This is a genomic window from Streptomyces griseoluteus (assembly GCF_004784465.1).
Lineage (GTDB): Bacteria > Actinomycetota > Actinomycetes > Streptomycetales > Streptomycetaceae > Streptomyces > Streptomyces griseoluteus.
On the sequence record NZ_SRRU01000004.1, the window covers coordinates 209,483 to 223,108 of the forward strand.

The following is a 13,626-nucleotide window of genomic DNA, read 5'->3' on the forward strand; positions in this document are numbered from 1 at the left end:
CGCTGGGCGCCCGGATGCCGCTCGGCGGTCTCAGACGCGGGTCAGGGCCCAGAAGCCGACGGCATAACAGACCAGCGCCAGGAGCAGCACCGGTACCGCGACCTTGGCGGAAGGGCCCGGCCGGGGGCGGGAGCGGGCGCGGTGACCGGGGGCGCGGGGGGTCTCGGTGGGGAGGCCGGGGGTGCGGGGGTCGCGGGCCGTGTACGCGGCGGTGTGGGGCTCGGTCGTGGGACGGGGCGGAGGTGGGGGCGGGAGGTGGAAGCTGCCTGTGTCGGACATCGACGGGGCGGTGACGGCCGGGGGGCGGGTGCCCAGGTCGGCTGTCGGGGAGGAGGCGGGCAGGGGGGCGTCGGTCGTCGTGCCGCTGGTGTCCGGGGTGCCGACGCGGCGGTGGCCCCAGCGGGTGTCCACCGCGGCGGCGGGTTTGTGGGGGCCCTCCGGGCTGAAGCCGGGGGGCAGAGGGCCCAGCTGGTCGAAGATTTCTATCGGCTCGTCGTCGGGGCCGGGCTCGGGGAGGAGTTCACGGGCGGCGGCGAGGGCCTTGCGGGCGCCCGTGGCGGTGCGGAAGCGGGCCGCGGGGTCGGGCTGGAGCATGGTGGCGATCACCTGCCACAGCGGCTCGGGCACCCGCGCGGGCGCGCCCGGCGTCCCGTGCTCGAGGAAGTAGCGGACGATCTCCTTGCCGTCCGGCTTGGCCCCCTCCAGCAGATACAGGGCGACCAGCCCCACGGCGAACAGGTCACCGGGGAAGTCGGGTTCGGCCCCCAGCAGTTGCTCGGGCGCCAGATAGCCCGGTGTACCGACCACGAGGTTGGTCTCGGTCAGCCGGGGCTCCCCGAACCGCATGGCGATGCCGAAGTCGGACAGCCGAAGCCGGGGCCGGCCGGTGCCGGTGGCCTCCAGCAGCACGTTGGCGGGCTTGATGTCCCGGTGCACGACCCCCTCGGCGTGCACGGCACCCAGCCCGGACAGCAACTGGTCCAGCAGGGTGCACACGAACACCGGCGGAAGAGGGCCGTAGTCGTTGATCAGATGGACCAGGGAGCCCCCGGCCACCAGGTCCATGGTGAAGAGGACCTGGTCGTCGTCGGCCGCCCAGCTCGCCGGCGCGAGCACATGCGGATGATCGATGCGCAGCGCCTGCTCGCGCACGAAGCGCAGCAGGGTGTGGGCGTCGCGCTGCTGAAGCACCTTGGCGGCGACGTAGCGCCGTCTGCGGTGGTCCCAGGCGCGCCACACCGCGCCGACACCGCCACGCCCGATCGGGTCGGCCAGCTCGTACCGGCCCGCGAACACCTCACCCATGACCGTGCAGCTCCTCCCCCTGGTGCGCTGCCCCGGCCGTACGACCGGGCCCGGTGCCGGACCTCCTCCGGACCGGGCCGGGGGTCAGCTCTGGTGGGACTGGTAGTGCGCGACCGCGTCGGCGGTGCGGCCCGCGCCGTAGACCCGGAGGAACTCTGCCAGTTCGGGGTGGGTCGGGGCGAGGGTGTCCGCGGCGTCGATGATGTCCCCGGCGGCGGCGACGGAACGCAGCAGCGACTGGATCTCGCGCACGACCCGCTTGACCGTGGGCGCGCCCGAACTGCTCGTCGTCGCGGTGGTGTTGCTCAGCACCGAGCCCCCTTGGGACTTCTTGATCTCATCCATGCGGTCGGTCGCCTCGGCCGCGCTCACACTGCCGTCCGCCACCTGCGCGGCCAGCTCCTGCAGCAACTGCACCCGCTGCACCACCGCGGGATTGCCGATCTTGGCCCGCTGGCCGCTCATGAGCTGCGACAGCATCGGAGCCGACAGCCCCAGCGCGGCGGCGAGCCGGGCCTGGTTGAGCCCGAGATCGTCGATGAGCTTACGGAAGAGCGCCCCCAACGGCTCCCCGTACCAGTTCCGCTGGAGCTCCCGCGCTCTCGCGGTGGCTTCCTGCTGTGCGGCATCCATTGCGTCTCCCCATCGCTTCCCCAGAAACCGTGGTTCGCTGAAGCGAACCACGTCGAGCATCCTACGGAGCGGGGTGATTCGCGGGGACCCCCAATCTTTTTGCGGGATACGGGGGGTGAACCGGTACTCTGGTCTGCGACGCCCGCCAGGAGCCCGTTCTCCCGTCGGTCGTTCCCTTCCGGGGCCTTAGCTCAGTTGGTAGAGCGCTGTCTTTGCATGGCAGATGTCAGGGGTTCGACTCCCCTAGGCTCCACACCGAAAAACCCCCTCCGACCTGCGAAAACGCAGTGCGGAGGGGGTTTTCTCGTGCCGCCGTGGGGGACGGGGGCTCCGGGCATGGCGAGGGCTGTTTCACGTGAAACAGCCTGCGGTGCCCGTGACTTGGGGCGTCAGGTCAGCGGTTCTCGTCGCCCTCGACGTCGTCCTCGACCTGCTTCGCCTGGACCTCCGGGTCCAGGACGGAGGTGCCGGTGCCGTCGACCGAGTGGAGGCGGGCGGAGTCCGGCACTTCGGTGGCGGCCGGGGGCTCGACCAGCCAGTCCGGGTTGGCCTGGCGGTCCCACCACTGCCAGACGGCGTAGGCGCCGCCCGCGAGCAGGCTGGCCAGGGCCACGTACTTCAGCGCCCGGCCGGTGCGGCCGCGGCGCTCGTTGCGGCGGGCCAGCTTCTTGATCTCCTTGGCCGACACATTGCCCCGCAGTGCGACCAGGGCGGCAGCGCTGCGCGCCGCGGCCTCGTCGTACACCGGGGTGGCGGCGGCCACGGCCTGCTCGATCTTGGGTCGGGAGTACACCGCCGCCTGCTTGGCGGCCTTGCGGGTCAGCTTGGCGGCGTCCTGTGCCGCCTGATCGACCTTCGGCGGCACGTGGGAGAGTGCTCGCTCCACCTGCGGGGCGAGCTTGGCGTCGTACTGAAGGCGGGCCTGGTCGGCCGCCTGCGAGACCACGGGCGCCAGCCGTACACGTGCCTCCTGCGTGTAATGAGCGGCACGCTCCTTGGCCGTGTCGGCATAGGGCGCCACCACGTCCGCTGCGTGCAGCACGCTGTCCTTGGCCGAACCGGTCGCGGCGCGCACGCTGTCGATGCGGGTCACGGGAACCTCCTCCTCGGTGGCGGTACGGTATTTCGACTGTCCACCCTGTTACGGATCATGCCTGTCGGTGGCCCACACGGCATGTGTGGACGGGCATACGGGTGCCGATCTCTGGCGAAGCGGTGAAATTCCGGGCAACCGGCCCCGCTAACGACCCTGCCACGATTCGCCGCCGCTCGCCGCCCATACGGGCCGAACTCGCCGTCACCCGCCCGGTTCGGGCCCGCCGTGAGCGTGCGAGGATCGGGGGCGAACGGAAAGACAACGGAAGGCAGACCGTGGCCGAGCAGCTTTACGCCACCCTGAAGACCAACCACGGCGACATCAAGATCAGGCTGTTCCCGAACCACGCGCCGGCCACGGTCAGGAACTTCGTCGAGCTGGCCCAGGGCGAGCGCTCCTGGAAGCACCCGGGGACCGGCGTCGAGAGCACGGACCGGCTCTACGACGGCACCACCTTCCACCGGGTGATCAGCGGTTTCATGCTCCAGGGCGGCGACCCGCTCGGCACCGGCATCGGCGGCCCCGGCTACCAGTTCCCGGACGAGTTCCACCCCGACCTGTCCTTCAACAAGCCCTATCTGCTCGCCATGGCCAATGCCGGGCCGGGCACCAACGGCTCGCAGTTCTTCATCACGGTCTCCCCGACCACCTGGCTGAACCGCAAGCACACCATTTTCGGCGAGGTCGCCGACCTGGCCAGCCAGAAGGTCGTCGACGCCATCGCCGCAGTCCCCACCGGCCGCAACGACCGCCCGGTCGAGGACGTGGTGATCGAGTCCGTGGTGGTGGAGAAGACCGAGGACTGACCGGCGCCCGGTGAATTCCGCATAGGGAACCAAACGCCCCGCTCGTCCGTAAGGATGGGCGGGGGCGGTGCCGCGCCCCCGGAGTGACGACGGACGACGCGAGGGACGAAGGGGAACTCATGGAACAGGCAGCGGCTGACGCCCCGGGCGCCCGCAGCGTGCCCGTCTGCTACCGGCACCCGGACCGGGAGACCGGCGTGCGCTGCACCCGCTGCGACCGGCCGATCTGCCCGGAGTGCATGGTCGACGCCTCCGTCGGCTTCCAGTGCCCCGACTGCGCGCGCGGCGGCACCCCCGCCTCGGGCGGCACCGCATCCGCGTCGGCCGACACCCGTCCCCGCACCCTCGCGGGCGGCACCCTCACCCGCGACCCCCGCCTGGTCACCAAGGTCCTCATCGGGCTGAACCTGGCCCTTTTCCTGGTGAAGCTCTCCCTGGGCGACGTCTTCACCAACCAGCTCGACCTGATCGGCCGGGCCTACGCCCCCCATCTCACCGGCATCCAGGGCGTGGCCGAGGGGCAGTGGTACCGCCTGCTGACCTCGATGTTCCTGCACGGCGGCTATGTGCACATCCTGTTCAACATGCTCAGCCTGTGGTGGATCGGCGGCCCGCTCGAAGGCGCCCTCGGCCGCGCCCGCTACCTCACGCTGTACCTGGTCTGCGGCTTGGCCGGCGGCGCGCTGACCTATCTGCTGGCCGCGCCCAATCAGCCCTCGCTGGGCGCCTCCGGGGCGATCTTCGGGCTGTTCGGCGCCACCGCGGTGCTGATGCGCCGCCTCCGGTACGACATGCGGCCGGTCATCGTGCTGCTGGTGGTCAACCTGATCATCACGTTCGGGGTGCCGGGCATCGCCTGGCAGGCGCACATCGGCGGTCTCGTCGCCGGTGTCGTCGTGGGGTACGCGATGATCCACGCCCCACGGGAGCGGCGGGCGCTGATCCAGTACGGGGCCTGTGCGCTGGTGCTCCTGGTGGTGGCCGTTCTCACCCTGGTGAGGACGCTCCAGCTCACCTGAGCCCGAACCGTTGTCCACAGTCTGTGCCCGATCTTGTGCACACGGTGCGGGAACAACCGTGCCCCCTGCCGCTCGGATGTGAATCCGCAGGTCAGACAGGGGGCGTTAGGCGGAGCGCCGGTCGTCGGATGGTGTTTCCGGCGTCAACCGGCGATTAGTTATCCACAGATCGTATTCCTTTTCCCCAGGAGGGTGTGGATACTTCGTTGGCCTGTGGATAACTCAGTGGAGAGCCGTGGGCAGAGGTCGCCGGAACCGGGTGCGGGGCCCGGTCACTTCCACTGGGTGGAGACGCCGAAGCCCGCCGCGATGAAGCCGAAGCCGACGACGATGTTCCAGTTGTCCAGGCTGTCGATCGGCAGCGAGCCGTCGGTCACGTAGAACACCACGATCCACGCCAGGCCGATGAGGAACATGGCCAGCATGACGGGCGCGACCCAGGCGCTGTTGGTGAGCTTGATGGCCTGCGCCTGCTTGACCGGCGGCGGCGTGTAGTCGGCCTTCTTGCGGATACGTGACTTCGGCACGAAGGTCTCTCCTGTCGATGCGCTGCGTGGCCGCGCAGGTGTCTGGGTCGAGCTCGGGGCAGCGTACAAGGGGGACGGCAAGGGCACACCGGGTGCTCCCCCGGACGTCCGTTAGCGTAGTGCTTCCGCGGCGCCGAAGGAGATAAGGGTACGTTGAGCAATTCTGCCGACTCCCCAGGGACGGGAGCAATGGGTTCCGCGCCCGCCCGTCGTCCCCGTTTCCGGCCGGTGCGGATTCTCACCGCCGGTGTCTTCGCTCTGGCCGGGCTCATCTTCGTCACCAGCTTCAACACCGCCAAGGGCACCGACCTGCGCACCGACACCTCGTTGCTGAAGCTGTCGGACCTCATCCAGGAGCGCAGCCGGAAGAACCAGGGCCTGGACGAGTCCAACGCCACACTGCGGCACAGGGTCGAGTCGCTCGCCGAGGGCGACGACGGCAGCACCCGCGCCCAGGACCGGCGGCTCGGCGGACTCGAGAAGAGCGCGGGCACCGAGCGGCTCACCGGCAAGGCGGTCACCGTCACCCTCAACGACGCCCCGCCGAACGCCACCGCCAAGCTCCCCGGTTATCCCCCGCCGCAGCCCGATTACCTGGTCATCCACCAGCAGGACCTCCAGGCGGTCGTCAACGCGCTGTGGCACGGCGGCGCCCGGGGCATCAAGGTCATGGACCAGCGGCTGATCTCCACCAGCGCGGTCCGCTGCGTCGGCAACACCCTGATCCTCCAGGGCCGCGTCTACTCGCCCCCCTACAAGATCACCGCCGTGGGTGACCCGGAGCGGCTGAAGCAGGCGCTCGCCGCGAGCAAGGCGATCCAGAACTACATGGTGTACGTCAATGTCTACGGCCTCGGCTGGGACGTGGCCGACGAGGGCACCGTCACGCTGCCCGGTTACACCGGCACCGTCGACCTCCACTACGCGACGCCCGTGAAGTAGGCGCGTGTGGAGCGGGGGCCCGTGGAGGAGCCGCACCTCACCCGCCGACCGCGTGTTCGCGGCGCGAAACCGTTCCGCCCGTCATTGAGGTGATCGGCGCCCGGCCCCGTAAGTCCAGGTGTGCTCCAGGCACGCCGGTGACGGACCCGGCGCCGTTAGTCTGGTGCCGTACGGCGTGAGTCAGGAGCCGTGGAGGAACGGAAGGGACGGCATGTACGGCTGGATCTGGCGGCATCTGCCGGGCAACGCGTTGGTGAGGGCACTGATCTCGCTCGTGCTCGTCGTGGCCGCGGTCTACGTCCTGTTCCAGTACGTGTTCCCGTGGGCGGAACCGCTGCTGCCCTTCAACGATGTGACGGTGGACAACCAGTGAGCAGCGCCCGGATTCTCGTCGTCGACAACTACGACAGTTTCGTTTTCAACCTCGTCCAGTACCTGTACCAGCTCGGCGCCGAGTGCGAGGTGCTGCGCAACGACGAGGTGACCACCGCGCACGCGCAGGACGGCTTCGACGGCGTCCTCCTCTCGCCCGGACCGGGTACGCCCGAGGAGGCCGGGGTCTGTGTGGACATGGTCCGGCACTGCGCGGCGACCGGTGTCCCGGTGTTCGGGGTATGCCTCGGCATGCAGTCGATGCAGGTGGCCTACGGCGGGGTGGTGGACCGGGCGCCCGAGCTGCTGCACGGCAAGACCTCGCCGGTGATCCACGAGGGGCGGGGCGTCTTCGCGGGCCTGCCGACGCCGTTCATCGCCACCCGGTACCACTCGCTGGCCGCCGAGCCGGCCACCGTGCCCGCCGAGCTTGAGGTCACCGCCCGCACCGAGGACGGGATCATCATGGGGCTGCGCCACCGTGAACTCCCGGTCGAGGGCGTGCAGTTCCACCCCGAGTCGGTACTGACCGAGCACGGCCACCGGATGCTGGCCAACTGGCTCGCCGAGTGCGGCGACCGGGACGCGGTGGCGAGGTCGGCGGGGCTCGCCCCGGTGGTGGGCAGGGCCACGGCGTGACCACCCCGCGCCCGGAACGCGAGGACGCGTACGGCGGGGTGCCGTACGGCTCCTACGGCCCGGCGTTCGTGGGCGCGGGCGATCCGGGGACGGCGCGGATGCCGGCCGTGGACCAGTACGGCGAGTACGGCGATCAGCATCCCGAACTCCCCCTGGACGACCGGACGATGGCACTCAGGGTGCCCGGTGCGGCGGAGGGCGCGTACGGCTCGCTGAGCGCCTCCGCGGGCGTGGCGGGCGCGGGGGGAGCCACCGGGGGGCGCGCGGCCCGCAGGAAGGCCGCCAAGCGCGGCGGCGGACGGCGTGGCGGGGGTCGTGAGGGGGCGTCTGTCTCTGCTGACGGCGCGGCGCGGCCGCTGTCGCGGGTGGAGGCCCGGCAGCAGGCGCGGGCGCGCAAGCCGGGGGCGGCGGTCCTGGTGAGCCGGGCGGTGGGCGAACTCTTCATCACCACCGGCGTGGTCATGCTGCTGTTCGTCACCTACCAGCTCTGGTGGACCAACGTCCGGGCCCACGCGGAGGCCGGCAGCGAGACCAGCCAGCTCCAGGACGACTGGGCGAACGGCAAGCGGGCGCCGGGAGCGTTCGAGCCGGGGCAGGGGTTCGCCATCCTGCACATCCCCAAGCTGGACGTGGTCGCCCCGATCGCGGAGGGCGTCAGCAATAAGAAGGTGCTCGACAAGGGAATGGTCGGGCACTACGGGGAAGCGCCGCTGAAGACGGCGATGCCGTACGACAAGACCGGTAACTTCGGGCTCGCGGCGCACCGCAACACCCATGGGGAGCCGTTCCGTTACATCAACCGGCTGGTGGCGGGCGACGCGGTGGTGGTGGAGACCCAGGACGAGTACTTCGTGTACAAGGTGGCGTCGATGCTGCCGGTGACCCCGCCGTCCAACACCAGCGTGCTGAATCCGGTGCCGCAGGGGTCCGGGTTCACCCGGCAGGGGCGGTACATCACCCTCACCACCTGCACGCCCGAGTTCACCAGCAAGTACCGGCTGATCGTCTGGGGCAAGATGGTCGAGGAACGCCCGCGCAGCAAGGGCAAGCCGGACGCGCTCATCCAGTAGCGGCGGTCCGTCTCACCAGCCGAAGAGCCGAACATGGGCAGGGGATCTGTGGCAGCGACCGCCGACGGCACCGAAGAGCACACGGCCGCGTCCGGTACGGGCGGTGGTCCGCCGCGGGGGCAGGGGCCGATCGCGCGGGCGGTCAGCTTCCTCGGGGAACTCCTCATCACCGCCGGGGTGGTGCTCGGGCTGTTCGTCGTCTACTCGCTGTGGTGGACGAACGTCGTCGCCGACCGGCACGCCGACCGGCAGGCGGACCGGGTCCGCGACCACTGGGCCGACTCCGCGACCGGTCCCGGCGCGCTGGACACCAAGGACGGCATCGGCTTCCTGCACGTCCCGGCGATGCGCAACGGTGCTGTGCTGGTGGAGAAGGGCACTTCAACCGACGTCCTCGACGAGGGTGTGGCCGGCTACTACACCGACCCGGCCAAGGCCGTGCTACCGACGACCGGCAAGAAGGGCAACTTCACCCTCGCCGCCCACCGCGACGGCCACGGCGCCAAGTTCCACAACATCGACAAGGTCCACGAGGGTGACCCGGTCGTCTTCGAGACCAAGGACAAGTGGTACGTCTACAAGGTCTACTCGATCCTCCCCGAGACCTCGAAGTACAACGTCGACGTCCTGGCCCAGGTCCCGAAGGAGTCCGGCAGGACCAAGCCGGGCCACTACATCACCCTGACCACCTGCACCCCGGTCTACACCAGCCGCTACCGCTACGTGGTCTGGGCCGAGCTGGTCCGCACGGAGAAGGTTGACGCCAAACGCACCCCTCCGGCGGAACTTCGCTGATCACGGCCTGCGGTACTCCAACCGCCGCAGCCGCGCCTGATGCGTCCGCAGCCGCTGCTCGATCCGCCCCACCCCGTCCCGCATCGCCACCAGCTCCCGCCGATGCTCACCCGAGGCTTCGATCAGCACGTTGAACATCGGCACGACCGTCTTGCCGAGGACGTGCGCGATCCGCTGGTCGATACGGTCGTCCAGCGCGGAGCCGTCGAGTTCGGCACGGGACGCCTGCTCCACGTCCAGAAGGTACGTGCGCACCCGCCGGGCGACCTCGCTGTCGCGCAGGAGCATGGCGATGTTGAGGACGGCGCGGCGGGAGTAGACCGTGAGGCTCCGACGGGCCTGTGGATAACTTCCCAGCGAGAGTGACACGTTGTCACTCTCGAATTGCCGCAGGTCAGCGCCGCGCAGCACGGCCATGCCATTGGTGGCGAGTTCCTCCCGGTGCCGACGGGTCAGTTGGCGCACAGCCTCGGTGGTAACCCCGAAGTAGGTCGCCACCATCGCCGTCGTCACGTGCAGGCCGTCCGGAAGCAGGGAGAGGGTCTTCACCCGGTCCAGTACCTCGATGCGGTCCAGCGCGCTGGTGCGCAGCGTCCGGGATTCCAGGAGTACGTTTTCGTCGATCATGCACTGCCAACGACCTGCGGGCATATGAGGGCACGATCGGAAAACGACACAGTCCCCCGGCACCTTGGGTGCCGGGGGACTGTGTGTTGATCAGAGCGGAGCGGGGGTCAGCCGTTTGGGCCGCCGAAGATTCCGCCGAGGCCGCCTCCGCCGCCGTTGCCGTTGTCCTGGCTGGCGACGATGAGGGTGATGGTGTCGCCCTTGTTGGCCGTGGTGTTCGGGGGGACGCTCTGCGTGAGGACGGTTGACTTCTCGTCGCCGGCTCCCGGGCCCTGAGCGTTGACCTGGAGGCCGAGGCCCTGAAGGGTGTTGCGGGCGTCCTTCAGGGACTGCTTGGTGACGTCCGGGACCTGGACCTGCTCCGGGGCATCGTTCTTGCCGACGCTGATGGAGACCGGGGTGCCCTTCTTGACCTGACGGCCGATCTCGGGGTTGGTGCCCTGGACCTTGTCCTTCTGAGCCGGGTCGGCCACGGGCTGGTCGTTGCAGGTCGGGACGAGGCCCGCGTTCTGGAGGTCGGCCTTGGCCTCGTCGCAGGACTTGCCCCTGACGTCCGGGATAGTGACCTTCTCCTCGGCCTTGGCGACGATCAGGGTGATCGTGGACCCCTTCTGCACCTGCTTGCCGCCGGTGGGGTCCTGGTCGAGGACGTTGTCCGGGGTGTCGCTGGAGACGCGGGTCTCCTTCTTCACCGTGAGCTGGTAGTCGTCGCCCTCCAGCTTCTCCCGTGCCTCGTCGAAGGGGAGTCCGATGACGCTCGGGATCGTCACCTTCGGCGCGCCCGTGGAGACGACCAGGTCGATGGTGTCGTTCTTGTTGACGTCCGAGCCGGCCGTCGGGGTCTGCTTACAGATCTTGTCCTTGGGCTGGTTCTCACACGGCTTCCGCGTGATGTCACCCAGCTTCAGATCCGACGCCTCCGCCATCTTCCGGGCATCGTCGACGGTGTTGCCCACGAAGTTCGGCGCCGGGAACGGTTTCTCGGATTTGCCGGAGAAGATCCACATGCCGATGAGGATCGCGCCGACCAGCACCAGCACACCCGCGACCGCCAGCAGGATCGTCGAGGTGTTGTTGCTCTTCCTCTGCTGGCGCCGCCGGTCGGGCCGGTCGTCGTAGCCGTAGCCGCCGTCGTCCGGGTTCATCGGCGGGAGCATCGTCGTCGCCCCGGCCGGCTCCTGCCGCAGCGCGGTGGTCGCCTGGTCGTCCGCGTAGCCGTAGCCGACCGCGCTCATGGCCGCGGTCGCGCCGACGGGCTGGCCGTCGAGGCACGCCTCGATGTCGGCGCGCATCTCGTCGGCGGACTGGTAGCGGTAGTTCGGGTCCTTGGTCAGCGCCTTGAGGACGATCGCGTCCATCTCCGGCGTGATCTCGGGATCGAACACGCTCGGCGGCTGCGGCTCCTCGCGCACGTGCTGGTAGGCCACGGCCACCGGGGAGTCGCCCACGAACGGCGGACGGACGGTCAGCAGCTCGTAGAGCAGGCAGCCCGTGGAGTACAGGTCGGACCGGGCGTCGACCTGCTCGCCCTTGGCCTGCTCCGGCGAGAGGTACTGGGCGGTGCCGATCACGGCCGCGGTCTGCGTCATCGTCATCCCGGAGTCGCCCATGGCGCGGGCGATGCCGAAGTCCATCACCTTGACCTGGCCGTTGCGGGTCAGCATGACGTTGGCCGGCTTGATGTCCCGGTGGACGATTCCGCTGCGGTGGGCGTACTCCAGACCCTGGAGGATGCCGATGGTCATCTCCATCGACCGCTCGGGCAGCAGCTTGCGCCCGGAGTGCAGCAGCTCACGGAGTGTGGAGCCGTCGACGTACTCCATCACGATGTACGGGATCGAGACCCCGTCGATGTAGTCCTCGCCCGTGTCGTAGACCGCGACGATCGCAGGATGGTTGAGCGAGGCGGCAGACTGGGCCTCCCGGCGGAACCGGGCCTGGAAGGACGGATCACGCGCGAGGTCCGCGCGCAGCGTCTTCACCGCCACGGTGCGGCCGAGGCGGGTGTCATGCGCGAGGTAGACCTCTGCCATGCCACCACGGCCGAGTACGTGGCCCAGCTCGTACCGGCCGCCTAGGCGACGCGGCTCTTCCATAGCTACTTACCAGCCCTCTCCGTCGGTCCCGCCCGGCACGGGTGTGCGCGGCCGGAGCTTCCGTCCGGGCCTACCGTACCCGGCTCGCTCTGTGTGACCTGGCCAAGCCGATAACCCGATACCGGACCGGTATCGCAACGTGCGGCGATGTGAAGGGCACGTGAGCGGGTTCACTTCTTGGAGTTGATGACCGCCTCCATGACGTTCTTCGCGATCGGGGCGGCCAGGCCGCCACCGGAGATGTCGTCGCGGACCGCGTTGTCGTCCTCGATGACCACGGCCACGGCCACCGGCGAGCTGTGGTCGGGCAGCTTGGCGTAGGAGAGGAACCACGCGTAAGGGTTCTCGCTGTTCTCCACGCCGTGCTGCGCGGTACCCGTCTTGCCGCCCACCGTCACGCCGTTGATCTGCGCGTTTTTACCGGTGCCGTCCTTGACGACGGTCTCCATCATCGACTGGAGGATCTGCGCGTTGCTCGGAGAGAGCGGCTGGCTCATCTCCTCCGGCTCGAACCGCTCCACCGGGTCCAGGTTGGACTGGAGGGAGCTGACCATGTACGGCTTCATCAGCTTGCCGTCGTTGGCGACCGCGGAGGCGACCATGGCCATCTGCAGCGGGGTGGCGGCGGTGTCGAACTGGCCGATGGAGGACAGCGCGGTCTGGGAGTCGTTCATGTTCTTGCCGAACACCGAGGCGTTGGCGCGGATCGGCGTGAACTGCTCGGAGTCGAAGCCGAACTTCTTCGCCTCGGCCAGCATCTTGTCGTTGCCGAGGTCGGCGCCGATCTTGCCGAAGACGGTGTTGCAGGAGTACTGGAGCGCGACCCGCATCGTCGCGTCCTTGCAAGGGATGTTGCCCTCGTTCTTCAGCTCGGTCTGCGTGCCGGGCATCACCCAGGGCAGCGGGCTGTCGGTCTTCTGGTCGGCCGAGGAGTACTTGCCGTTCTCCAGCGCCGCGGCGGCGGTGACCACCTTGAAGGTCGAGCCGGGCGGGTAGGTCTCGCGCAGCGCCCGGTTGAGCATCGGGTCGGAGGCGTCACTCTTCTTCTGCAGCTTCGACCAGGCCGCCGCGTCGCTGTCACGGGAACCCGCGAAGGACGACGGGTCGTACGAGGGGTAGGAGGCCAGCGCGAGGATCTTGCCGGTGGCGGGCTCCAGCGCGACCACCGCGCCCTTGCCGCCCTGGTTCTTCAGCCCGGAGTACGCGGCCTTCTGCGCGGCGGAGTTGAGCGTGGTGACGACGTTGCCACCCTGCTTCGGCTTGCCGGTCAGCATGTCCAGGGTGTTGCGGAAGAACAGCCGGTCGTCGTTGCCGGTGAGGATGCCGTCGTTGATCTTCTCGAGCTGGGTGCTGTCGAACGCCTGGGAGGAGTATCCGGTGACCGGCGCCCACATGGGCCCGTTCTTGTACGTGCGCTTGTACTTGTAGTCGCCGGCCTTGGTCAACACGGAACCGGTTATCGGCTCGCCGTCCACGATGATGTCGCCGCGCGGGGCGGCGTAGCGCTCGATGGCGACGCGGCGGTTGTCGCTCGCGGTGCGGAGCTTGTCGGCCTGGACGTACTGGAGCCAGTTGTCGCGGATCAGCAAGGCCAGCACGAGCAGTCCGCAGAAGATGGCGATGCGGCGCAGGGGCTTGTTCACGTCCGGCCTTTCCACGAGCTGACAGGGGCGCCTGTCGCTTCGGTCTCTCGGTGTCG

14 protein-coding genes and 1 tRNA gene are annotated in these 13,626 nt (G+C 69.3%); 8 read left to right on the forward strand and 7 right to left on the reverse strand.

The window, feature by feature from the left end; all coding sequences use genetic code 11:
* Window positions 1-30: 30 nt before the first annotated feature.
* Window positions 31-1,305: a serine/threonine-protein kinase gene (locus tag E5082_RS12850; RefSeq protein ID WP_135791382.1), complete on the reverse strand. Its 1,275-nt coding sequence runs from the start codon at window positions 1,303-1,305 to the stop codon at window positions 31-33.
* Between the two features lie 84 nt (window positions 1,306-1,389).
* Window positions 1,390-1,938: a helix-turn-helix domain-containing protein gene (locus E5082_RS12855; RefSeq protein ID WP_135791383.1), complete on the reverse strand. Its 549-nt coding sequence runs from the start codon at window positions 1,936-1,938 to the stop codon at window positions 1,390-1,392.
* Between the two features lie 180 nt (window positions 1,939-2,118).
* Here E5082_RS12855 and E5082_RS12860 point away from each other — a divergent pair.
* Window positions 2,119-2,191 (forward strand) — tRNA-Ala (locus E5082_RS12860).
* Between the two features lie 141 nt (window positions 2,192-2,332).
* Here E5082_RS12860 and E5082_RS12865 read toward each other — a convergent pair.
* Window positions 2,333-3,031 (reverse strand): DUF5324 family protein, encoded by a 699-nt coding sequence (locus E5082_RS12865; RefSeq protein ID WP_135791384.1) that lies wholly within the window; start codon window positions 3,029-3,031, stop codon window positions 2,333-2,335.
* 278 nt (window positions 3,032-3,309) lie between these two features.
* Here E5082_RS12865 and E5082_RS12870 point away from each other — a divergent pair, with 278 nt between their 5' ends.
* Window positions 3,310-3,840, forward strand: coding sequence for a peptidylprolyl isomerase (locus tag E5082_RS12870; protein WP_135791385.1), 531 nt, complete (start codon window positions 3,310-3,312; stop codon window positions 3,838-3,840).
* Between the two features lie 119 nt (window positions 3,841-3,959).
* A complete protein-coding gene (locus E5082_RS12875; RefSeq protein ID WP_135791386.1) occupies window positions 3,960-4,859 on the forward strand; it encodes a rhomboid family intramembrane serine protease in 900 nt (299 codons plus the stop codon).
* A gap of 272 nt (window positions 4,860-5,131) precedes the next feature.
* Here the strand turns inward: E5082_RS12875 and crgA are convergent, their stop codons facing one another.
* Window positions 5,132-5,386 carry a cell division protein CrgA gene (gene crgA, locus E5082_RS12880; RefSeq protein ID WP_030805947.1) on the reverse strand — a complete coding sequence of 85 codons (255 nt, stop codon included), beginning with the start codon at window positions 5,384-5,386 and terminating at the stop codon, window positions 5,132-5,134.
* A gap of 153 nt (window positions 5,387-5,539) precedes the next feature.
* Here crgA and E5082_RS12885 point away from each other — a divergent pair, with 153 nt between their 5' ends.
* From E5082_RS12885 to E5082_RS12905, 5 genes are all read left to right on the forward strand, one after another.
* Complete coding sequence (locus tag E5082_RS12885) at window positions 5,540-6,328, forward strand: DUF881 domain-containing protein (protein ID WP_135791387.1); 789 nt, start codon at window positions 5,540-5,542, stop codon at window positions 6,326-6,328.
* 211 nt (window positions 6,329-6,539) lie between these two features.
* Complete coding sequence (locus tag E5082_RS12890) at window positions 6,540-6,701, forward strand: hypothetical protein (RefSeq protein ID WP_030805941.1); 162 nt, start codon at window positions 6,540-6,542, stop codon at window positions 6,699-6,701.
* Window positions 6,698-7,339 (forward strand): aminodeoxychorismate/anthranilate synthase component II, encoded by a 642-nt coding sequence (locus E5082_RS12895; RefSeq protein WP_031179054.1) that lies wholly within the window; start codon window positions 6,698-6,700, stop codon window positions 7,337-7,339. The genes E5082_RS12890 and E5082_RS12895 overlap by 4 nt, the downstream gene beginning before the upstream one ends.
* Entirely contained in the window at window positions 7,336-8,409 is a 1,074-nt protein-coding gene (locus E5082_RS12900) for a class E sortase (protein WP_135791388.1), read from the forward strand. Before E5082_RS12895 ends, E5082_RS12900 begins: the two co-directional genes overlap by 4 nt.
* 48 nt (window positions 8,410-8,457) lie before the next feature.
* Window positions 8,458-9,204 (forward strand): class E sortase, encoded by a 747-nt coding sequence (locus E5082_RS12905; RefSeq protein ID WP_135791674.1) that lies wholly within the window; start codon window positions 8,458-8,460, stop codon window positions 9,202-9,204.
* Here the strand turns inward: E5082_RS12905 and E5082_RS12910 are convergent, their stop codons facing one another.
* From E5082_RS12910 to E5082_RS12920, 3 genes are all read right to left on the reverse strand, one after another.
* On the reverse strand, window positions 9,205-9,831 hold the full coding sequence (locus E5082_RS12910; protein WP_135791389.1) for a restriction endonuclease: 627 nt from the start codon (window positions 9,829-9,831) through the stop codon (window positions 9,205-9,207). It lies immediately after the preceding gene.
* A 107-nt stretch (window positions 9,832-9,938) separates the two neighbouring features.
* The gene (gene pknB, locus E5082_RS12915) at window positions 9,939-11,927 is read right to left on the reverse strand and encodes a Stk1 family PASTA domain-containing Ser/Thr kinase (protein ID WP_135791390.1); all 1,989 of its coding nucleotides are present in this window, start codon (window positions 11,925-11,927) and stop codon (window positions 9,939-9,941) included.
* A gap of 170 nt (window positions 11,928-12,097) precedes the next feature.
* On the reverse strand, window positions 12,098-13,570 hold the full coding sequence (locus E5082_RS12920; protein WP_135791391.1) for a peptidoglycan D,D-transpeptidase FtsI family protein: 1,473 nt from the start codon (window positions 13,568-13,570) through the stop codon (window positions 12,098-12,100).
* Window positions 13,571-13,626: the final 56 nt, after the last annotated feature.

What these genes read in the sequence shown, in the direction of transcription:
- E5082_RS12850 (WP_135791382.1), bottom strand. Translation starts at nt 1,305, where the DNA reads ATGGGTGAGGTGTTCGCGGGCCGGTACGAGCTGGCCGACCCGATCGGG.
- E5082_RS12855 (WP_135791383.1), bottom strand. Translation starts at nt 1,938, where the DNA reads ATGGATGCCGCACAGCAGGAAGCCACCGCGAGAGCGCGGGAGCTCCAG.
- E5082_RS12875 (WP_135791386.1), top strand. Translation starts at nt 3,960, where the DNA reads ATGGAACAGGCAGCGGCTGACGCCCCGGGCGCCCGCAGCGTGCCCGTC.
- E5082_RS12890 (WP_030805941.1), top strand. Translation starts at nt 6,540, where the DNA reads ATGTACGGCTGGATCTGGCGGCATCTGCCGGGCAACGCGTTGGTGAGG.
- E5082_RS12910 (WP_135791389.1), bottom strand. Translation starts at nt 9,831, where the DNA reads ATGATCGACGAAAACGTACTCCTGGAATCCCGGACGCTGCGCACCAGC.
- pknB (WP_135791390.1), bottom strand. Translation starts at nt 11,927, where the DNA reads ATGGAAGAGCCGCGTCGCCTAGGCGGCCGGTACGAGCTGGGCCACGTA.